We start from the raw sequence: 19,062 nt of genomic DNA, 5'->3' as shown, positions 1-19,062 counted from the left end.
GCGGTACTCCACCGGGAGCCGGTCAGTCCTCCGAGGCGGGCCGGCTCCTGCCGTACAGCCAGGTGTCCCACAGCTTCGTCAGGTCCTGCCCGGTCGCCTTCTCCACGTACGCGGTGAAGTCGGCGGTCGACGCGTTGCCGTGCCGGTGTGCCTTCGTCCAGCCCCTGACGAGCGCGAAGAAACGCCGGTCGTCGTCCACAGCCTGCCGGATCCTGTGGATGACCATCGCCCCGCGCCCGTAGACCGGCGCCTGCGAGATGTCCGCGGCCGTCGGCGGATCGGCCGGCGGGAAGGCCCAGTTGGCCTCGTTCTTGAAGGCGGCGTCGAACCGGTCCTGGACCGGGCGGCCCTCCTTGTCGGCCTCCCACAGCCACTCCGCGTAGGTCGCGAAACCCTCGTTGAGCCACATGTCCCGCCAGCTCTCGGGGGTGACGGAGTCCCCGAACCACTGGTGGGCCATCTCATGGACGAGCAGTCCGGTGCCCGGCGGCCCGGGGAAGAAGGGCCGGTCCTGGGTCTCCAGGGCGTAACCGGCGTCCCCGGAGCGCTCGACGATCGCGCCCGTGGCGGAGAAGGGGTACGGGCCGAACCGTTCCGCCTCCCACTTCACGACCTCCGGGACCCGGGCGAGGACCCGCGCGCTGTCCGCCGCCACCGTCGTGTCCGCGGCGGTGAACACCTTGATCCCGTCCGGGGTCGTCGATTCCTTCATGTCGAAGCGGCCGATGGCGACGGTCACGAGATAGCTCGCCATCGGTTCGGGAACGTGCCAGTGGAAGGTGGTGGCGCCGCCCGAGGTGCGCCGGGAGGCCAGCTCGCCGTTGGACACCGCCGTCAGCCCCTCGGGGACGGTGACGGCGATGTCGTACGACGCCTTGTCGCTCGGGTGGTTGTTGCCGGGGAACCAGGCCATCGAGCCGGTCGGTTCGCCGAGCGCGACCGAACCGTCCGCCGTCCTCAGCCAGCCCTCCTTCGACCCGTCGGGATCGGTGAGGGTCCGCGGCGAGCCCGAGTAGCGGACGACCGTGCGGAAGGTGCCGCCCTTGTGCAGACGGCCCGCCACCTCGGCGTCGGGGCGCAGCGTCAGCTCCTGCCCCGCCCGGTGGACGGCGGCGGGGCGGCCCTCCACGGTCACCGAGTCCACGGTGAGCCCGACGAGATCGAGGTCGAAGGCGCTGAGGTCCTGGGTGGCGCGCGCGGTGATCGTGGCGGTGCCGCGCAGCCGGTGGGCGGCCGGGTCGACGTCGAGCGCGAGGTCGTAGTGCTGGACGTCGTAGCCGCCGTTGCCGAGCTTCGGGAAGTACGGGTCGCGCAGGCCGGAGGCGCCGGGCGTCCCCTCGACCCCGCCGGTGCAGCCGGTGGACGTCGTCAGCACCAGCAGGACGAGGGCGGCGGCGCGAGCCGTGCGGCGTACAGGTGTTCGCTGATCCACACCGGCGATCCTAGGCACGGAATGCCCGATTGGCGGGATATCGACTCAGAGGATTGCGATCCCCAGCGGACGGGTGCCCGCGGCCACCTCGAACGGCCGGTGCTCGCCCGTGAGATCGACGACGGTGATGCCGTTGCCGTACCCCTCGCGGGTGAAGCCCTCGGTGACGTACGCCGTGCGGCTGTCGCCGGACACCGCCACGTCCTCGTGCGGCCCGTCCAGCGGCACCACGCGCTCGCTGCCCCCGGGGGTACGGATGGTCAGGGAGGGGCCCTCGTCCTCGGAGAGGATCGGGCCGGTGCCGACGACCAGCAGGGTGCCGTCGGGGGCGAGCGTCGCGCCGTGCTGGTGGGTGTCGGCGGTCATCGGCTCGATGGTGCTCCTGCCGGTGCGCGGATCGAGGACGACGAGCCGTTCGCCCTCGAAGGGCAGCAGCAGCTTGCCGTCGGCGGGGCGCACGACGGCGTAGTGCGGCTTCAGCCAGGAGCCGAGGCCGCCCTCGGTGCCGTACGGGGCCACCTCGAAGCGCCGCGTCCGGCCGCCGGACGTGTTCACCGCCGTGACGTCGAAGGAGTCGTGGCCGGTGGCGTACACCTCGGCGCCGTCCGGCGAGACGTCCACGTCGAAGGGGCGGCGGCCGACCGGCACCGTGCCGGTGACCTCGCGGGTGGCGGTGTCGATGGTCTCCAGCACCCCGTCGCGGCCGGGCACGTTGACGCCGACGTACACGTGCCGGCCGTCGGGGGCCAGGGCGATCCCCATGCCGCCGCCCCGGTACTCGCCGGTCGTGACGGGCCCGGTCCGCGTCCGGTACGGGATCCGGGCGAGCCGGGTCCGCGTCTCCGTGTCGACGACCGCGACCCCCTCGGCGGTCGCCACCCAGGCCAGCCCCTCGTCGTCGACGACCAGACCGTAGGGGGCGGTGCCGACCTCGACGGAGCCGAGCACGGGCCGGCGGTGCCCGGGATGCGGGTCGACGAAGGTCACGGTGTCGGCGCCGAAGTCGGCGACGAGGAGGGTGCCGCGCGGGGTGGCCGGGGCGGCCTTCCCGGCCGAACCGGACTTTTCCGCCGAGGGGGACGGTGCCGGGGCTACCGGTGCGCTGTCCGGGGTACGGGGCGCGGCCGGCGTACCGCTCGCGCAGCCCGTGAGGACCGCCGCCGCGGCCAGCGCCACGACCGCGCGGCGCGCGTTCACCGGGCGTCCCGCAGTCGCGCGGCGATCTCCGTGAAGCCGCGGCGCTCCGCGTGGTCCAGCGCGGTCGTCCCGTCGTTGTCCGGCAGGTCCACGCGTGCACCGGCCGCCAGCAGCAGCTCGATGACCTCCTGGTGCGCCCGGCCGCCGTCGCCGAGGATCACGGCCTCCAGCAGGGCGGTCCAGCCGAGCCGGTTGACGTGGTCGACGTCGATGTCGGTGACCCGGAGCAGCTCCCGTACGTAGGCGGCGTGACCGCGCTCGCTCGCGGGGATGAGCGCGATGCCGCCGAAGCGGTTGCGGAGCTTCGGATCGGGGCCGGCCGGCAGCAGGACGTGCAGCATCGGGACGCTGCCGGTGACCCCGGTCGCCAGCCACGGGCTCTCCTCGCGCCCGTCCTGGGCGTTCGGGTCCGCGCCCGCCGCGACCAGCAACCGGGCGGCCTCGACGTGGTCGCCGTGGACGGCGAGGAGCAGCGGGGTGCGCAGCTCCTCGTCGCGGCAGTCCACCCGGGCGCCGCCCTCGATCGCGGACCGCACCCGGCCGGTGTCGCCGGCACGTGCGGCGTCGAGCAGTTGTCGATCGAGGGCGTTCATGTCTCTCCTGCTCCTGTTACCGGGCCTGCTGGGCGCTTACTTGGCGAGGGCGGCGACGCCTGCCCGGGCGAACTTCTCGTCGAGGTCGCCGCTGGGGGCGCCGGCCACGCCGATGGCCGCGATCGGGGCGCCCTTGGTGGTGACGGGGGCGCCGCCGGCGAGGAAGAGGGTGCCGGGGATGTCCTTCAGGGTGGGGGCGTTCGTCAGGCGCTGGGCGAGTTCGGAGGTGGGGGCGTTCCAGGAGACGGCGGTGAACGCCTTCTTCTGCGCGGCGTCGTAGGACTGCGGGCCGGCGCCGTCGCCGCGCAGGGTGAGGAGGGTGTTGCCGTTGCGGTCGACGACGGCGACGGAGACGCGCTGGTTCTCCTTCTTCGCGGCGTCGAGCGTCGCCTGGGCGGCCTTGGTCGCGGCGGCCAGGGTCAGGTGGGTGGTCTGCTGGAGGTTGCGGTTCGCGGCGTCGGCCCCGACGGCGGCGGCGGGCGCGGCGGCCGGGGTGGAGGCGCTGGCGGACATCGCGCCGAAGGTCCCGGCGCCGAGGGCGGCGACGGCGACGGCACCGGTCAGGACGCGGGTGCGCAGCGACAGCTTCTTCATGGTGGGCTCCTCAGCAGCGGTGGGTGAGCGTGTTCGGCTCTGCCCTCCATGCTCCGGCCGGACCCGGCCCCGTACGGTCGACGGACCGGCTCGACACCGGACGCGGGACGGTCGACGGCCCCATCAGCCGATCGGTTGATGCGCGGGTGGTGACCCGGGACGAACATGAATGTATCCGTGCAGGTCAGCGGTGCCGCTGACGGCGAGGAGCGAGAGGTACGAGGTGAAGCACCGAACCCCATCCGCCGCACCGGACCGGACCGGCGACCCGGACGCCCGGTGGCTCACGCTCCTGATGCACGCCGCGTTCTTCCTGCTGCTCGGCGCCTCGCTCACCCGTTTCCTGCTGCGCCACCCCGGCGAGGCCCGCACCCCGTGGATCATCGCGCTCTCCGTCGCCCTCGCCGTGCTGTACGTGCTCGGGCCGGTGCTCGGCTCGCGTCCGACGCCGCGCTCGCTGGTGTGGCTGGGGGTGCTGGTCGCCGTGTGGATGGTGCTGGTCGTCCTCGCGCCGAGCTTCGCGTGGTGCGCGGTCCCGCTCTTCTTCACCGGGCTGCGCATCCTGCCGCCGCGCGCCGCGCTGGCGCTCGTCGCCCTGCTCACGCTGTTCGTCGTCGCCGCGCAACTGCGGCTGGCCGAGGGCTTCGACCCGAATCTGGTGCTCGCCCCGCCCGCCGTGGCGGCGGTCGCGACGGCGGTCTTCGTCCATATGCAGCGTCAGACCGAGCGCCAGCGCGCACTGTCCGAGCGGCAGCGCGAACTCATCGACGACCTGCTGCGCACCCGCCGCGAACTGGCCGCCACCGAACGCCGCGAGGGAACCCTCGCCGAACGCCAGCGGCTCTCCATGGAGATCCACGACACCCTGGCTCAGGGCCTGTCCAGCCAGCAGATGCTGCTCCAGGCGGCCGACCGCACCTGGGACACCGACCCGTTGACCGCCCGCCGCCATGTCCGTACCGCCACCGGCATCGCGGAACGCAACCTCGCCGAGGCCCGCCGCTTCGTCCACGACCTGGCGCCGGCCGATCTCGCCGAGGGCGGCGGCCTGGAGGCGGCCCTGCGCGCACTGGCCACCCGCGAGACGGCGCAGGGGCAGGGCCGGCTGACCGTCCGCTGCCATGTGGAGGGCGAAGGACACACCGCCCTGCCCGACCGCACGCAGTCCGCGCTCCTGCGCATCGCCCAGGGCGCGCTGGCCAATGTGAAGGAGCACGCGCACGCGACGGAGGCGGCCCTGACGCTGACCCACCTCGGCGACCGGGTCGTCCTGGACATCGCCGACAACGGGCAGGGCTTCACCCCCACCGAGGCCACCCGTGCCACCGGCAGCGTGCGCGGTCACGGGCTGCCCGCGATCCGGGCCCGGCTGCAGCAGCTCGGCGGCACGCTGACGATCGAGTCGGTGCCGGGCGAGGGTACGGTGCTGTCCGCCGCCGTCCCGCTCACCCCCGCCGCCCCGCCGACCGCCCCGCCGACCGCCCCGGAGGACCTCGCATGACCGCGACGCCGCCCGTACGCATCCTGCTCTGCGACGACCACGTCGTCGTGCGCGCCGGTCTGCTCGCCCTCCTCGGCAGCGAACCGGACATCGAGGTCGTCGGCGAGGCCGGCAGCGGCGAGGAGGCCGTCTCCCTGGCCGCCAAGCTCACCCCGGACGTCGTCCTGATGGACCTCCAGCTCGGCGAGGGCATCGACGGCGTCGAGGCCACCCGCCGCATCGCCGCCACCGGCGTCCATGTGCTGGTCCTCACCACGTACGACACGGACGCCGACATCACCCGGGCCATCGAGGCGGGCGCCACCGGCTATCTGCTGAAGGCCGAGCGCCCCGAGGAGCTCTTCGCCGCGATCCGCTCGGCCGCCCAGGGCCGCACGACGCTCTCCCCGCCGGTGGCCAGCCGCGTCATGGCCCGGATGCGCAAGCCGCTGCCCACCCTCACCGACCGCGAACTCGACATCCTGGCCCAGCTCTCCCAGGGCCTGGGCAACCGCGACATCGCCCGCGCCCTGTTCATCAGCGAGGCCACGGTCAAGACCCACCTCGGCCGGATCTACGACAAGCTCGGCGTCGACACCCGCGCGGGCGCCGTCGCCGTCGCCAAGGAGCAGCGACTGCTGCCCTGAGAGCCGTCGGAAGGTCTCCCGGCACCGGCGTGCCTTCGGGCATGACACCATCGAAGCGTGCTCGACATCGGCTACTCCCTCTCCCGGCGCTTCCCGGACCCCCCGCAGACCGACTACCGCCGCGCGGACGTCCACGCACTGCGGCACGATCTGTTCTCCGGGGACGTCTACCTCGCGGACACCAAGGAGGACCGCGAGGTGTCCACGGCCTGGGGATGGGTGCCGGTGCTCGACTTCGCGTGGGCGCTGTGCGACATCGTCGAGCAGATCGACCAGGACCCGCGCGGCAACCGCTCGCACCGGCGGCAGTTCGCCGAGCTGGACTTCACCGAATCGTCCGACCGGATGCTCTTCGAGCGCCGCTTCGGCTGGGTCGACGTCGAGGCGGACTGGATGCCCGGCGAGGAGCCCCCGCTCACCTTCAGCCACTCGCTGCTGCGCCGCGAGGCCCGCGACTTCCTGCACGACCTGATCGCCGACCTCGCCGACATGCACGAGGGTCTCGCCGACAACCCCGTGATCTGGGACCTCCAGGCCCGCTTCCCCCGGGTCTGACCCCCTTCTGCGCCCCTCTCCTACGCCTCCACGCGCACCCCGATCTGTGCCGCGAACGCCGACGCCAGCTCCATCAGCTGCGCCGGGCTGATCACCGCACCCGCCAGCCGCTCCACCCCGCGCGCGATGTCCAGCTCCGCGACCGTGCGCAGATCCACCGACTCCATCCGTGCGGAGCTGAAGTCGGCCCGCTTCAGCACGCAGTCGCGGAACTCCACCCGCACCAGCTGCGCGTCCCCGAGATCCGGCTCGGAGAGCACACAGCCCTCGAACACCACGTCCTTGAGCCGGGCCCTGCGCAGATTCAGGTAGTCGATCTTCCCGCCGCGCACCAGCACCCGCTCCAGCACCGCGCCGTGCAGCTGCACCCCGCCCAGCCGGGCGTCCACCACCTCCACGTCACGCAGCGACGCCCCCGCGAGATCGGTGCCCACGCCCCGTACGCCCGTCAGCACCGAGTCGATGAAACGGGCCCTGACCAGCTCCGCGCGGTCCAGCGCGCAGCCGTCCAGCGCGCAGTCCATGAACCGGGCGCCCGGACCCGACTCGTCCGCGAGATCCGTCCCCTCGAACCGCAGCCCGTCGTAGTCCCCGTCCGGCTCCAGGCCCCCGCCGCCGTACGGAACGAGCGGTGGGAGCCGCACCTCCGGACGCCGGGCCGCCGGGATGGTGTCCGTCTTCCTGCTGTTGCTGCGTGCCATGCCCTCCATCGTGACCCATGCCACTGACAACGCCCCCGCGCCGATGCGCGGGGACCGGATCGCCGGGTCCGCCTAGCGCTGCCCGCCGAGCTCCGCCAGCGCCCCGTCCGTCAGCCGGTACACCGTCCACTCGTCCTGCGGGCGCGCGCCCAGCGACTCGTAGAACGCGATGGACGGGGCGTTCCAGTCCAGCACCGACCACTCCAGGCGCTCGTAGCCGCGCTCCGCGCAGATCCGCGCCAGCTCCGTCAGCAACGCCTTCCCGTGCCCGCCGCCACGCCGCTCCGGACGTACGTACAGGTCCTCCAGGTAGATGCCGTGCACCCCGCGCCAGGTCGAGAAGTTCAGGAACCACAGCGCGAAGCCGACCGGCTCGCCGTCGTCCGACTCGGCGATGTGCGCGTACGCGGCGGGCCGCTCACCGAACAGCGCCTCGTGCAGCTGCTCCTCGGTGGCCTTCACCTCGTGCAGGGCCTTCTCGTATGCGGCCAGCTCACGGACCATGGCGTGGATGGCGGGGACATCGGCGGGGACAGCGGTACGAATCATGGGGGCAGCGTAAGCAGGGCCTCCTCCCCCGCTCGCTCCGCCCCCTTCCGGAATGTCGGTCACGCCACCGGTCCCGGGGCCGTGCGTCAATCGGATATGACCCCGAGCAGCCCCGCACCGCCCACCCGGCAGCGCACCACCGCCGGCTCGTGGATCCGCAGCGTCGGCTCCTGGATCCGCAGCGCACCCGGCACCTACATCTGGCTGGCCGCGCTCTTCGTCACCACGGTCATCGTCCACCAGATGTCACCGGACTTCGAAGAGGACTTCCTGCGCCAGCGTTCGACCAACATCCACGAACTCACCCAGGACCCCGTGCACGCCCTGTTCGCCAGCGCCTTCTGGATCGACGGCGGCCACTGGCTCCCCTACGCCCTCCTGTACACCGTCTTCCACGCCCCCGCCGAGCGCTGGCTCGGCACCCTGCGCTGGCTCACCGTGGCCGTCCTGGCGCACGTCCTCGCCTCCCTGGCCAGCGAAGGCGTCCTGGCCTGGGCGATCCGGCACGGACACGTACAGCCGTCGGCCGCCAACACCCTGGACTTCGGTGTCAGCTACGCGCTGGCGGGGGTCGTCGCCGTGCTCACGTACCGCGTCCCACCGCCCTGGCGGTACGTGTACCTCTTCGCCGTCCTCGTCTTCTACGGCATCCCGCTCATCGCCGGCCGCACCTTCACCGACCTGGGCCACTTCACCGCCGTACTCATCGGCCTCGCCTGCTACCCACTGATCCGGTCCCGGCACAGGACGAAAATGCCTCGCGCGCAGTAACGTCCCGCCCGAGAGCCAACAGGGCTTCACACCGGACAAAGCAGGGGCAACATGAGCACCGTCAGCACCGTCAACGGCGGCATATCGTTCTGGTACGCGGACCAGGGCACTCCTCTGGCCCGGGAGCCCCTGCCCGGCGACGCCACCGCCGACATCTGCATCGTCGGCGGCGGGTACACCGGGCTGTGGACCGCCTACTACCTCAAGAAGGCCGTCCCCTTCCTCAACATCACCGTCCTCGAAGCCAAGTTCTGCGGCTACGGCGCCTCCGGGCGCAACGGCGGCTGGCTCTACAACGGCATCGCCGGCCGCGACCGCTACGCGAAGCTCCACGGCCACGAAGCCGCCGTCCGGCTCCAGCAGGCGATGAACGAGACGGTCGACGAGGTCGTACGGGTGGCCGCCGAGGAGAACATCGACGCCGACATCCATCAGGGCGGCGTCCTCGAAGTCGCCTACACCCCCGCACAGCTGGCCAGGCTCAAGGACTTCCACTCCGTCGAGATCGCCTTCGGCGAGACGGACCGCGTCCTGCGCGGCGCCCGTGAGACCTGCGAACGCGTCAACGTCACCGGAGCCGTCGGCTCCACCTGGACCCCGCACGGCGCCCGGCTCCACCCGGTCAAACTCGTCCAGGGGCTCGCCGCGACCGTCGAGGCGCTCGGCGTCACCATCCACGAGTCGACGCCCGTCACCGAGATCAAGCCCAAGCACGCGCACACCCCGTACGGCACCGTCCGCGCCCCGTACATCCTGCGCTGCACCGAGGGCTTCACGGCGAACCTCAAGGGCCAGCGGCGCACCTGGCTCCCCATGAACTCCTCGATGATCGCCACCGAGCCGCTCCCCCGGTCGGTCTGGGACACCATCGGCTGGGAGGGCCGCGAGACCCTCGGCGACATGGCCCACGCCTACATGTACGCCCAGCGCACCGCCGACGACCGCATCGCGCTCGGCGGCCGGGGCGTCCCGTACCGCTTCGGCTCGGGCACCGACAACGACGGCCGCACCCAGCCCGCCACCATCGAGGCCCTCCGCGACATCCTGGTCCGCTTCTTCCCCGCCACCGCGGGGGCGAGGATCGACCACGCCTGGTCCGGCGTCCTCGGTGTCCCCCGCGACTGGTGCGCCACGGTCACCCTGGACCGTTCGACCGGGCTCGGCTGGGCGGGCGGCTACGTCGGCTCCGGCGTCGCCACCACCAATCTCGCCGCCCGCACCCTGCGTGACCTGATCCAGCAGGACTCCGGCCAGTCGGGCCCCACCGATCTGACCGCCCTGCCCTGGGTCGGCCACAAGGTCCGCCGCTGGGAGCCGGAGCCCTTCCGCTGGATCGGCGTCCACGGCATGTACGCCGCCTACCGCGCCGCCGACCGCCGCGAGCTGACCTCGCCGCGGGCCGGTACGGACCCGGTGGCGAAGGCCGCGGACCGGCTGGCCGGGCGGCACTGACCGGAAGAACGGACGGGCACCCGCCACCGGTGGTGGCGGGTGCCCGTCCTCGTTCGGTCAGCTCAGCGGGGGCCGTGTCACTTCACCTGGCAGATGCTCTTGCCGTGGCAGGGCTTCGGCTTGCACTTCTTGTCGTGCTTGTCGTGGCACGGCTTCGGCTTGGGCTTGCACTTCTTGTCGTGCTTGTCGTGGCACGGCTTGGGCTTGGAGGGCGGCTTCGGCTTGCAGTGCTTGCCGTCGCAGGACTTCTTCGCGACGGAGATGCGGGCCTGGTCCTGGTTCGACCGGACGGTCCCGTTCTCGGCGGTGGCCACCGCGCGGTTGACGACCTCGCCGCGCTTCGCGTCGGCGGCCGTGACCCGGTAGGTGCCGGTGCAGGTGGTGCTGTCACCGGACTGCCCGGCCGGGGCGAGCGTGGTCGCCTCGCAGGTCACACCGGTCACCCGGTCGTCGGTGACCGAGATCCCCGTCAGCGACTGGGAACCGGTGTTGGTGACGGTGTACGTGTACGTCACCTTGTCGCCCACCTTGTACGTGCGCGAGTCGTCCACCGTCTTCGTCAGGCGCAGCCCCGGCTCGGTCGCGGCCCGCAGCGTGACGCTGTCGGGCTCCGATTCCACCTGGGTGGAGCCGGACCGCCCGTGCGCGGCGGCCACGTTGACGACCCTCCCCCGCGCGGCGTCCGCCGCGGTGACGGTGTATCTGCCGACGCAGGTGGTGACGGCTCCCGGGGCCAGCGTGGTCGCCTGGCAGGTCACGTTCGGCACGAGATCGTCGGTGACCCCGACGCCGGTCAGTGTCGCGTTGCCGGTGTTGGTGACGGTGTACGTGTACGTCACCTCGTCACCGGCCCGGTACACGCGGGTGTCGTCGGCCGACTTCGTCAGGTGCAGCCCCAGCTGGGAGGCGACCAGTACGGTCACCTCGTCGGGCTCCGATTCCACCGCTTCGCCGCCGGACCGCCCGTGCGCGGTGGCGGTGTTGGTGACCGAGCCCGCGTCGGCGTCGGCGGCCGTGATCCGGTAGGTGCCGGTGCAGGTGGTGCTGTCACCGGGCTGCCCGGCCGGGGCGAGGGTGGTCGCCTCGCAGGTCACACCGGTCACCCGGTCGTCGGTGACCGAGAGCCCGGTCAGTTCCTGGGGGCCGGTGTTGGTGACGGTGTAGGTGTACGTCACCTCGTCACCGACCTCGTAGACGCGGGTGTCGTCGGCCGACTTCTCCAGCCGGACCCCGGGCCCGGACTGGACCTCCAGGGTGACGTCGTCGGGCGGCGACTCGATCGGGGTGCCGTTGTCACGCCCGTGCGCGATGGCGGTGTTGGTGACCGAACCGGCCGTGGCGTCCGCCCGGGTGACGGTGTAACTGCCGGTGCAGGTCATCGTCTCGCCCACGGCGAGCGTGGTCTTCGGACACATGATGCCGGTGACCCGGTCGTCGGTCACGTTCACGTTCGTCAGCGGGACGTTGCCGCTGTTGGTCACCACGTACTCGTAGGGCACCTTGGTGCCCGGCGTCACCGGGGTCGGCAGCGGCGGGTTCTGGGAGACCTGCTTGACCAGGTTGAGCCGCGGCAGCGCGGCGGCCGGATGGACGCTGACGTTCCGGATCAGGTGGACGTCGGTGAACAGCCCGGTCGACGCGGCGAAGCCGAACTTGTAGGTGCTGGGCACCGGCTGGGGCGCCGGGGTCGACAGCACCTGCTGGGTGCCGTTGCCGTCGTGGAAGTCCATCGAGACCGTGATCACCGGGTTCGGCGACGGGGAGATCTCGACGGTCACCGTGCGGCGCGAGGGCTCCAGCAGCGCTTCGGCCTCCTGCGGGGTGGAGTCCGGCGGCACCGAGGTGGTCGGCCCCTGCAACTGCCCCGGCAGCGTGGAGGGCCAGGGCCCGGTCGTCGAGAAGTTGCTGGTCGTCGCGTCGAGGAAGCAGTAGCCCTCGGTGCCGTCGCCCGGCCCGCGCAGCGTCACCATGTTCGCGCCGGGTGCCGGGATCCGGAAGGACGTACCGGCCGGGGAGCGGGTGGCACAGCCGTTGCCGCGGTGCTCCCAGTCACCGAAGTAGTTGCCGAGGACGTCCAGACCGACACCGAGGTAGCCACGGTTGACGCCCGGCAGGAATGTCTGGTTCGGATCGTCGTCGGGGAGCTTCTGCGCATAGCCCAGGCTGCCGCCGAAGGCTCCGGGCGCGGTCAGCGACGCGGCACCGTCGATGAGGAAGAACGAGATGCCGTCGGCCGGAGGGCTGGTGGTGCCTCCGTACTGCCACTGGTCGAAGGTGGTGACCAGTCCCTGGTTCGCCGGGAGCGCGTGGTTGTAGAGCACTGCGGCGGACTGGTCGTTGGACGCGTCGGTCAGCCGGAGGTAGCCGTGCGGCGCGGCGTTGTTCGGCGGTACGGGACCGGTCGCGCCGGCCGGGCAGCCGGTGAGCGGGTGGGTGCCGGGGCCGGGCGCCGGGGCCTGGGGCGCACCGGTCAGGCAGGCGGGCCCGAACGCCTCGAACTCCGCGTTCGCGTCGGCCCCGGTGAACGTCTCGTCCACCAGCGGTACACCCACGGCCTGCGCGGCGGCGGCCGTCTGGCCCGGCAGACCGAGACCGGCGGCCACCAGCCCCAGCACACCGAGCCCGCCCGCGGCCAGCCGCCCCAGCCGATTCTGTCCACGACTGCGGCCACGACCCCTGGTCGCGGCACCGAAATGTCTCAGCGTCATGCCGGGCAAGGTAGGGACTCGGCCCGGCGACCGGACCCAACACGCCCCACGGCCGCCGCCCTCCCTCCTTCCGGCGTACGCACAGGAATGACGGCCGGCGTCAGCGGATCGCCCGAACGGACCGCCCGGCCTTGCGGCCGGTCCGGAAGTGTGGAACGGAGGAGGGCCGGCGCCCCGCCCGGGACACCGGCCCTCCTCGTGGAGGTCGGGGGACGGGCCCGGCCTCCTCCGCGGCGGGCTCGGCCTTCGTGTCGCGCATGACCAGGGCGGCCGGGACGGCGGCGAGGACGCCGATCGTGCCGATGGTGAAGGCGGCCCGCATCGCGAGGCCCGCGCCGAGGCCGGGAAGACCGAGCACGACCACCTCGCCGGCACCTTCGGCACCTCCTCCGGGACCACCCCCGAGGAGATCCGCGACTCCACGTTCACGTACGGCCCGGAGGTCAGTCGTCCTCGACGGACCGGCGCTGCGGCTCCCACCCCGATAACTGAACAAACGTTCAGTACCCGCATGCATTGACACGGGCGATCCGCACTCCAAATACTGACTACTCATTCAGTAAGGAGCCTGTGAAGTGCCTGGACACCCCATCCCGGAACCACCCGCGACCACCCACGCCCGGCCACCGCGAGACGGCCTCACCGGCGGGGAGACCCTGGTACGGGCGCTCGCCGCGCACGGGGTCACCCAGGCCTTCGGCATCCCCGGCACCCACAACCTGGAGATCTACCGGCACCTGGCCGCCCACGGCATCGCCCACCTCAACCCCCGCCACGAACAGGGCGCGGGCTACGCCGCCGACGCCTATGCCCGGGTCAGCGGCCGGCCCGGCGTGGCGATCACCACCACCGGCCCGGCCCTGCTGAACATCGCGGCCGCCGTCGGCCAGGCGTACTCCGACAGCGTCCCGCTGCTCGTCGTCTCACCCGGCATGCCACTGCGCCACCCCCGGCAGTCGACCGGGCTGCTCCACGAGATGCGCAGCCAGACCGAGGCGCTGCGGGGCGTCGCGGCCGTCAGCCACCGGGTCTCCTCGGCCGAGGAGATCGGCGTGGCGGTCGCCCGCGCCTTCACCCTCTTCCGTACGCGGCGCCCCCGCCCCGTCCACATCGAGATACCCCTGGACCTGCTCACCGCCGTGGAACCGGCCGGGCCGGTACGGACCGCCCCGCCCCTGTCCCCCGCGACGGCGGACCCGGACGCGCTCTCGGCGGCGGCCGCGGCGCTGCGCTCGGCCGCCCGGCCCGGGATCGTGCTCGGCGGCGGGGCGCGCACCGCCGCCGCCGAGTGCCTGCGGCTGGCCGAGGAGCTGGGCGCCCCCGTGGTGACCTCGGCCAACGGCAAGGGGATCGTCGCGGAGACCCACCCGCTGTCGCTCGGCGTCTCCCTGCACAGCCGAGCCGTCCGGCGCTGGCTGGCGGAGCGCGACGTGGTGCTCGCGGTCGGCACCGAACTCGCCGAGTCCGACCTGTGGGAGCCGCTGCCCGCACTCGCCGGCACCCTCGTCCGGGCCGACATCGATCCGGCGCAGATGTACGCGGGCCCGCCCGCGGACATCCCGCTGGTCGGCGACGCCCACCGCACCCTGCGCTCCCTGCTGGCCGCCCTCCCGGCAACCGCCGGGGCGCACCCCGAAGTCCACCGGTCCGTCGCCGCACTGCGCGAGGAGCGGAACGCCGAGACCCGCAGCCTGGACGCCCACCTGCTGCCGTACCTGGCGGCCATCAGGTCGGCGCTCCCGGCGGACACGGTGCTCACCTCCGACAGCGCCCAGTGCTGCTACTACGGCGCGATCCCCCATCTGCCTCTCTCCCCCGAGGGCCGCTATCTGCACCCGACGGGCTTCGGCACGCTCGGCTACGCGCTGCCCGCCGCCATCGGCGCCAAGGCCGCGGACCCCGCCCGGCCGGTCGTCGCACTCAGCGGCGACGGGGGCCTGCAGTTCTCCGTACAGGAACTGGCCACCGCCGTACAACTGCGGCTCCCGCTGCCCGTCGTGGTCTTCGACAACGGCGGCTACGGCGAGATCCGCGACGAGATGGCGGCGCGCGGCGACCGCCCCACCGCCGTCGACCTCCCCCCGGTCGACCTGCCCGCCCTGGCCCGCGCCTACGGCGGCCACGGCGTACGCGCCGCATCGCCCGAGGCCCTCTCCGGGGCCCTGCGCCGGGCCCTGGACACCCCGGGCCCCACCCTCATCACCGTCCCCGAGGAGCTCCCCCGATGACCACCACCGACCCCACCCCTCCCCTGATCTCCCTCACCTGGACCGACCAGGAGACCGGACACCAGGGGCACCTGGTCATCGACCGTCTGGTGCGCGGTGTCTCCAGCGGCGGTCTGCGGATGCGCGCCGGCTGCACGCTGGAGGAAGTCACCGGCCTGGCCCGCGGCATGACGATGAAGGAGGTGCTGCACTACAACCCCCAGGGCCGCTACATCCCGTTGGGCGGCGCCAAGGGCGGCATCGACTGCGACCCGCGCGACCCCGCCGCCTACGGCGTACTGGTCCGCTACCTGCGCGCCGTGCGCCCGTACATCGAACAGTTCTGGACCACCGGCGAGGACCTCGGCCTCACCCAGGACCTGGTCGACCGGGCCGCCGCCGAGGCGGGCCTGGTCTCCTCCGTCCAGGCGGTCTACCCCCTCCTCGACGACGAGGAGGCCGCCCGGCGGCGCCTCGCCGACGCGTTCGCCATCGACGTGGACGGCATCGGCCTGGACGAGCTGGTGGGCGGCTGCGGGGTCGCCGAATCGGTGCTCACCGCCCTGGACCGGGCCGGCACCGCCCACCGGGGCACCCGGGTCGCGGTGCAGGGCCTCGGCACCATGGGCGGCGCCACCGCCCGTTTCCTGGCCCGCGCCGGACTCCGCGTCGTCGCGGTCGCCGACATCAAGGGCACCGTCGCCAACCCCGCCGGCCTGGACGTCGAGGCGCTGCTCGCCGCCCGCGACGGCCACGGCACCGTGGACCGCGCCGCGCTCCGCGCCGAGGACCGCGAACTGCCGGCCGACGCCTGGCTGACCGCCGACGCCGACGTGCTGGTCCCGGCCGCCGTCTCGTACGCCGTGGACACCACCAACCAGGCGGGCATCACCGCCCGTTGGATCGTCGAGGCCGCCAACATGCCGGTGGTGCCCGAGGCGGAGGCCCTGCTGGCCGCCCGCGGCATCACCGTGCTGCCGGATGTCGTCGTCAACTCCGGTACGAACGCCTGGTGGTGGTGGACCCTGTTCGGCGACATCGACGCCGACGCCGACGAGGCCTTCGCGTACACCCGCCGGTCGATGCGCGCCCTGGTCGACCGGATCCTGACCCGCGCCGAGGCCGAGGGAAGCACCCCCCGGGCCGCCGCACACGCCCTGGCCGCGGACCGGCTGCCGGTCGTCGCGGAACGCTTCGGATCGTTCCGCTGACAGCCGGACCGACCCGAAACTCCGACATGTGAACACGCGCAGAGAGCTTGTGGGGAACCAAGGGTTTCCGCATCCCATTCCCCGCAACGCCTCATCGCCGGTACCCGCCAGGACTGCATGATGCTCCACGTCCTGACCCCGCTCGGCTGCGAACTGGGCCGCCGCAGCACCGGCTGGCCCGAACACCGGAACTTCCTGTCGGATTCGAACCGCGGACGGGCATCCCGGCGTCGCAGCGACGTCAGCGATCGCACGGATTCCTGGCAGTCGGCTTGTGGACAGAGGCGGACCACGCCTCGCGGACAGTTGTCCGCCGCCGGGGCCGCGTCAGCCCGCTCGGCCGTGAGGGGGCCGGCGCGGCCAGCAGCGGCGCGACGAATCCGACGGGAACGACTGCGCGTCTGTCCGTGCCGAACATGCCTGACTCAATGCATGACTTCTTCGTGGACGGTCCCGCGCGGGCGGCAGGTGACGGACTTCGCCGGGCTGGTCATGGCCCCGCGTCGGGCCCTCCTGCCCAGTGGCTGTTGCCGATGCTCGTGTCGAACTGCCGCATACGGCTCATCACGAGGTCCGGGGTGGGGTGGGCCAGTTCGTCGACGATGCGGCCGTCGGAGAGGAAGACGACGCGGTCGGAGTGGCTGGCCGCGAGCGGATCGTGGGTGACCATGACCACCGTCTGGCCCAGCTCGCGCACGCACCGGCGCAGGAACCCGAGGATGTCCGCGGCCGCTCGTGAGTCCAGGTTTCCCGGTCGGCTCATCGGCGAAGACGATCTCCGGGCGGCCCACCAGGACGCGCGCACAGGCGACCCGCTGCTGCTGTCCTCCGGACAGCCGGGCCGGACGATGCCCGAGCCGGTGGGTGAGGCCGACCATGTCGACGACCCAGCGCAGCCACTGCTGGTCCGGCCTGCGTCCGGCGACGGTCAGGAGCAGCACGATGTTCTCGAGCACGGTCAGCGCCGGGATCAGGTGGAACACCTGGAAGACGCAGCCGATCCGCTCCCTGCGCAGCCGGGTCAGGGCGCCATCACCCAGGCGTGACAGTTCCACGCCGCCGAGCCGGGCCCCGCCCGATGTGCCGAAGTCGAGTCCGGCCAGGCAGTGCATGAGCATCGACTTGCCCGAACCCGAAGGCCCCATGATCGTGGCGAACTCTCCGCGGCGGAACGTGACCGAGACCCTGTCGAGGGCGACGCCCTGGGCGTCCGACTGCCCGTACACCTTGGTCAGGTTCACCGCGGAGGCCGCCGCCGCCGGGTCCACAGGCGGCGTACACAGGGTCGGTCCCCTGCCCGCTCAGCAACCTCCCAGACTCCGGGGAACAAGGGCGGACGCTCGCGGAACGTGGAGGGCTCGGCATTCCGCTCGTACCGCTGTCAATGTTCGCCTTCTTCCACTTCGTCATGGGAGCTATGGGCCCGGCGGATGGCGAGGAGGGCTACGTCGTCGCCGAGGCGTCCGCCGGCGTGGGCGATCAGGTCGCGTTCGATGTGCTGGAGCAGCGCCTCCGGAAGGTGGTCGGTCCACTGGGCTGCGCGTTCCGCGAACGGGTAGAAGACGCCGTTGTGGTCGCGGGCTTCGATGACACCGTCGGTGTACAGGACCAGCGTGTCCTCAGGGCCGAAGGGCAGGACATCGACAACGTGACTGTCGGGATTCGTGACGCCGACGCCAAGTGGGGGCCCGGGGTGGAGGCGGGGCACGTGGACGGTGTTGTCGGGGCCGAGCAACAGGGGTGCCGGGTGACCGCAGCTGGTCATGCGGACCAGGGGCTCGGCGTCGGCGATCTCGACCAGAAGAGCGGTCACGAAACGTTCTCCCGCCTCGCCCTCCGGTTCGAGGTCGGCAAGGTAGCGGGCCATGCTCCGTTCCAGGGAAGCGGCCAGGTCGGGCAGGGATGCCTGCTGGTGGGCGGCCTCGCGGAAGGCGCCGAGCAGGAGGGCGGCCTCGCCCAGGGCGGGCAAACCCTTGCCCCTCACGTCGCCGATCATCACGCGAGCCGCGCTGCCGGTGCGGACAGCGGCATACAGATCGCCGCCGATATCGGCCTCCTCCTCGGCAGCCAGATAGACACAGGCAAGCCGCAGCGGGCCGAGCCGCCTCGGCAGCGGCCACATCACCACCTGCTGGGCAGCATCGGCGACCGACCGGACCCGGGCCATCTGGCGTGCGTGCCGGTCGCGCACCGCACACAAGACCACGATCAACGAGGTGATCACCGCGATAGCAATCACCTCCACCATCACGTTCCGCGAAGACAGCCTTCCGGCGTACCAGCCGTTGATCACCTCGCCCGCCATGGCCAGGACCCCGATACCGGCCGTCGTCCAGGGGCCCGCGAACCACGCGGTGAGCGCGGGCGCGACCACCAGCAGGGGGCCGAGAGCGATGCTTGGCCCAGTCGCGATGTCCGCGGCAGTGATCACAACGATGAGCACAACAGGGATCAATAGCAGCAGGTGGCTCGGCTGCCACGGCTGCCCGAGACCTGCTCGCGCCTGCCTGTAGCCCACGATTTCCACACTGCACCAATACCGCGGCTTGCGCCACGACGGGCTTCAAGAGCGCTCCTTCTGGAGCGGCTCTACCCATCTGACCTGCGACTACGCCGCAGTGTACAACCGAGACCTCCGACAGTCGCACAGCACGCGCCCGGCGCCGCCGTCGCGTCCGCTGAAGAGAAAGGCCCAGCTCAGAGCGCATCTGAGCTGGGCCTTCGCGGAGCCCCCTATCGGATTCGAACCGATGACCTACGCATTACAAGTGCGTTGCTCTGGCCAGCTGAGCTAAGGAGGCATGCCGGAGCAGTGTAACCAACACCGCACCCTGCGCGGTCCCAAAATTTCGCGCCCTACGAACTACTGACAGATTCCAAATGGCCAGGTAGCGTCGCTGAAGGTTCACTCAAGTGGACCAGACCACTCCCGCACTCGGATCGTCCGGCACGTTCCTGCCGGTGG

Annotated in this window: 16 protein-coding genes, 1 tRNA gene and 1 pseudogene; 7 read left to right on the top strand and 11 right to left on the bottom strand. The window is 72.3% G+C overall.

Annotated elements, in window-relative coordinates; all coding sequences use genetic code 11:
* Positions 1 to 22: 22 nt before the first annotated feature.
* From AB0D53_RS24865 to AB0D53_RS24850, 4 genes are read right to left on the bottom strand one after another with little or no spacing between them, the layout of a single operon-like run.
* The gene (locus AB0D53_RS24865) at positions 23 to 1,432 is read right to left on the bottom strand and encodes a M1 family metallopeptidase (protein WP_362450167.1); all 1,410 of its coding nucleotides are present in this window, start codon (positions 1,430 to 1,432) and stop codon (positions 23 to 25) included.
* A gap of 45 nt (positions 1,433 to 1,477) precedes the next feature.
* Complete coding sequence (locus AB0D53_RS24860) at positions 1,478 to 2,629, bottom strand: YncE family protein (protein WP_362450165.1); 1,152 nt, start codon at positions 2,627 to 2,629, stop codon at positions 1,478 to 1,480.
* Complete coding sequence (locus tag AB0D53_RS24855; RefSeq protein WP_362450161.1) at positions 2,626 to 3,222, bottom strand: ankyrin repeat domain-containing protein; 597 nt, start codon at positions 3,220 to 3,222, stop codon at positions 2,626 to 2,628. The genes AB0D53_RS24860 and AB0D53_RS24855 overlap by 4 nt, the downstream gene beginning before the upstream one ends.
* A 36-nt stretch (positions 3,223 to 3,258) precedes the next feature.
* Entirely contained in the window at positions 3,259 to 3,816 is a 558-nt protein-coding gene (locus AB0D53_RS24850; RefSeq protein WP_362450158.1) for a heme-binding protein, read from the bottom strand.
* 223 nt (positions 3,817 to 4,039) lie between these two features.
* Between AB0D53_RS24850 and AB0D53_RS24845 the strand changes: the two genes are divergently transcribed.
* Genes AB0D53_RS24845 through AB0D53_RS24835 form a run of 3 tightly spaced genes read left to right on the top strand, consistent with a single transcriptional unit; the run spans position 4,040 to position 6,498 of the window.
* Positions 4,040 to 5,317 carry a sensor histidine kinase gene (locus tag AB0D53_RS24845; protein WP_362450155.1) on the top strand — a complete coding sequence of 426 codons (1,278 nt, stop codon included), beginning with the start codon at positions 4,040 to 4,042 and terminating at the stop codon, positions 5,315 to 5,317.
* The gene (locus tag AB0D53_RS24840; RefSeq protein ID WP_362450151.1) at positions 5,314 to 5,943 is read left to right on the top strand and encodes a response regulator transcription factor; all 630 of its coding nucleotides are present in this window, start codon (positions 5,314 to 5,316) and stop codon (positions 5,941 to 5,943) included. Before AB0D53_RS24845 ends, AB0D53_RS24840 begins: the two co-directional genes overlap by 4 nt.
* A 57-nt stretch (positions 5,944 to 6,000) precedes the next feature.
* The gene (locus AB0D53_RS24835; protein WP_329818334.1) at positions 6,001 to 6,498 is read left to right on the top strand and encodes a hypothetical protein; all 498 of its coding nucleotides are present in this window, start codon (positions 6,001 to 6,003) and stop codon (positions 6,496 to 6,498) included.
* A gap of 20 nt (positions 6,499 to 6,518) precedes the next feature.
* Here AB0D53_RS24835 and AB0D53_RS24830 read toward each other — a convergent pair whose 3' ends face one another.
* Both AB0D53_RS24830 and AB0D53_RS24825 read right to left on the bottom strand, forming a co-directional pair.
* The gene (locus AB0D53_RS24830; protein WP_362450149.1) at positions 6,519 to 7,199 is read right to left on the bottom strand and encodes a pentapeptide repeat-containing protein; all 681 of its coding nucleotides are present in this window, start codon (positions 7,197 to 7,199) and stop codon (positions 6,519 to 6,521) included.
* Positions 7,200 to 7,271: 72 nt separating this feature from the next.
* Positions 7,272 to 7,748 carry a GNAT family N-acetyltransferase gene (locus tag AB0D53_RS24825; RefSeq protein WP_362450147.1) on the bottom strand — a complete coding sequence of 159 codons (477 nt, stop codon included), beginning with the start codon at positions 7,746 to 7,748 and terminating at the stop codon, positions 7,272 to 7,274.
* A gap of 96 nt (positions 7,749 to 7,844) precedes the next feature.
* On the opposite strand from AB0D53_RS24825, the gene AB0D53_RS24820 reads away from it, so the two are divergent.
* Both AB0D53_RS24820 and AB0D53_RS24815 read left to right on the top strand, forming a co-directional pair.
* Positions 7,845 to 8,519 (top strand): rhomboid-like protein, encoded by a 675-nt coding sequence (locus tag AB0D53_RS24820; protein ID WP_362450144.1) that lies wholly within the window; start codon positions 7,845 to 7,847, stop codon positions 8,517 to 8,519.
* 51 nt (positions 8,520 to 8,570) lie between these two features.
* Positions 8,571 to 9,971, top strand: coding sequence for an FAD-dependent oxidoreductase (locus AB0D53_RS24815; protein ID WP_362450141.1), 1,401 nt, complete (start codon positions 8,571 to 8,573; stop codon positions 9,969 to 9,971).
* 77 nt (positions 9,972 to 10,048) lie between these two features.
* Here AB0D53_RS24815 and AB0D53_RS24810 read toward each other — a convergent pair whose 3' ends face one another.
* Positions 10,049 to 12,679 (bottom strand): hypothetical protein, encoded by a 2,631-nt coding sequence (locus AB0D53_RS24810; RefSeq protein WP_362450139.1) that lies wholly within the window; start codon positions 12,677 to 12,679, stop codon positions 10,049 to 10,051.
* A 100-nt stretch (positions 12,680 to 12,779) separates the two neighbouring features.
* Positions 12,780 to 13,043, bottom strand: a complete 264-nt coding sequence (locus tag AB0D53_RS24805) for a hypothetical protein (RefSeq protein ID WP_362450137.1) — start codon at positions 13,041 to 13,043, stop codon at positions 12,780 to 12,782.
* 211 nt (positions 13,044 to 13,254) lie between these two features.
* Between AB0D53_RS24805 and AB0D53_RS24800 the strand changes: the two genes are divergently transcribed.
* Together AB0D53_RS24800 and AB0D53_RS24795 are read left to right on the top strand one after the other, a co-directional pair.
* The gene (locus AB0D53_RS24800; protein WP_362450135.1) at positions 13,255 to 14,907 is read left to right on the top strand and encodes a 5-guanidino-2-oxopentanoate decarboxylase; all 1,653 of its coding nucleotides are present in this window, start codon (positions 13,255 to 13,257) and stop codon (positions 14,905 to 14,907) included.
* A complete protein-coding gene (locus AB0D53_RS24795) occupies positions 14,904 to 16,097 on the top strand; it encodes a Glu/Leu/Phe/Val dehydrogenase dimerization domain-containing protein (protein ID WP_362450132.1) in 1,194 nt (397 codons plus the stop codon). Before AB0D53_RS24800 ends, AB0D53_RS24795 begins: the two co-directional genes overlap by 4 nt.
* Before the next feature lie 490 nt (positions 16,098 to 16,587).
* On the opposite strand, the pseudogene AB0D53_RS24790 reads toward AB0D53_RS24795, so the two are convergent.
* The 3 genes and pseudogenes from AB0D53_RS24790 to AB0D53_RS24780 all read right to left on the bottom strand — a co-directional run bounded on the left by AB0D53_RS24790 (position 16,588) and on the right by AB0D53_RS24780 (position 18,898).
* A pseudogene (locus tag AB0D53_RS24790) lies at positions 16,588 to 17,380 on the bottom strand (ABC transporter ATP-binding protein).
* 98 nt (positions 17,381 to 17,478) lie between these two features.
* The gene (locus tag AB0D53_RS24785) at positions 17,479 to 18,615 is read right to left on the bottom strand and encodes a PP2C family protein-serine/threonine phosphatase (RefSeq protein WP_362450130.1); all 1,137 of its coding nucleotides are present in this window, start codon (positions 18,613 to 18,615) and stop codon (positions 17,479 to 17,481) included.
* A 209-nt stretch (positions 18,616 to 18,824) separates the two neighbouring features.
* Positions 18,825 to 18,898 (bottom strand) — tRNA-Thr (locus AB0D53_RS24780).
* Between the last annotated feature and the right edge of the window lie 164 nt (positions 18,899 to 19,062).

The organism is Streptomyces sp. NPDC048295, assembly GCF_040652135.1.
GTDB lineage: Bacteria > Actinomycetota > Actinomycetes > Streptomycetales > Streptomycetaceae > Streptomyces.
This window is presented reverse-complemented; position numbering and strand designations above follow the sequence as displayed.

Excerpts from the sequence above, each read along its gene's own strand:
- AB0D53_RS24855 (WP_362450161.1), bottom strand. The coding sequence starts at position 3,222 with ATGAACGCCCTCGATCGACAACTGCTCGACGCCGCACGTGCCGGCGAC.
- AB0D53_RS24850 (WP_362450158.1), bottom strand. The coding sequence starts at position 3,816 with ATGAAGAAGCTGTCGCTGCGCACCCGCGTCCTGACCGGTGCCGTCGCC.
- AB0D53_RS24840 (WP_362450151.1), top strand. The coding sequence starts at position 5,314 with ATGACCGCGACGCCGCCCGTACGCATCCTGCTCTGCGACGACCACGTC.
- AB0D53_RS24830 (WP_362450149.1), bottom strand. The coding sequence starts at position 7,199 with ATGGCACGCAGCAACAGCAGGAAGACGGACACCATCCCGGCGGCCCGG.
- AB0D53_RS24825 (WP_362450147.1), bottom strand. The coding sequence starts at position 7,748 with ATGATTCGTACCGCTGTCCCCGCCGATGTCCCCGCCATCCACGCCATG.
- AB0D53_RS24820 (WP_362450144.1), top strand. The coding sequence starts at position 7,845 with ATGACCCCGAGCAGCCCCGCACCGCCCACCCGGCAGCGCACCACCGCC.
- AB0D53_RS24815 (WP_362450141.1), top strand. The coding sequence starts at position 8,571 with ATGAGCACCGTCAGCACCGTCAACGGCGGCATATCGTTCTGGTACGCG.
- AB0D53_RS24810 (WP_362450139.1), bottom strand. The coding sequence starts at position 12,679 with ATGACGCTGAGACATTTCGGTGCCGCGACCAGGGGTCGTGGCCGCAGT.
- AB0D53_RS24795 (WP_362450132.1), top strand. The coding sequence starts at position 14,904 with ATGACCACCACCGACCCCACCCCTCCCCTGATCTCCCTCACCTGGACC.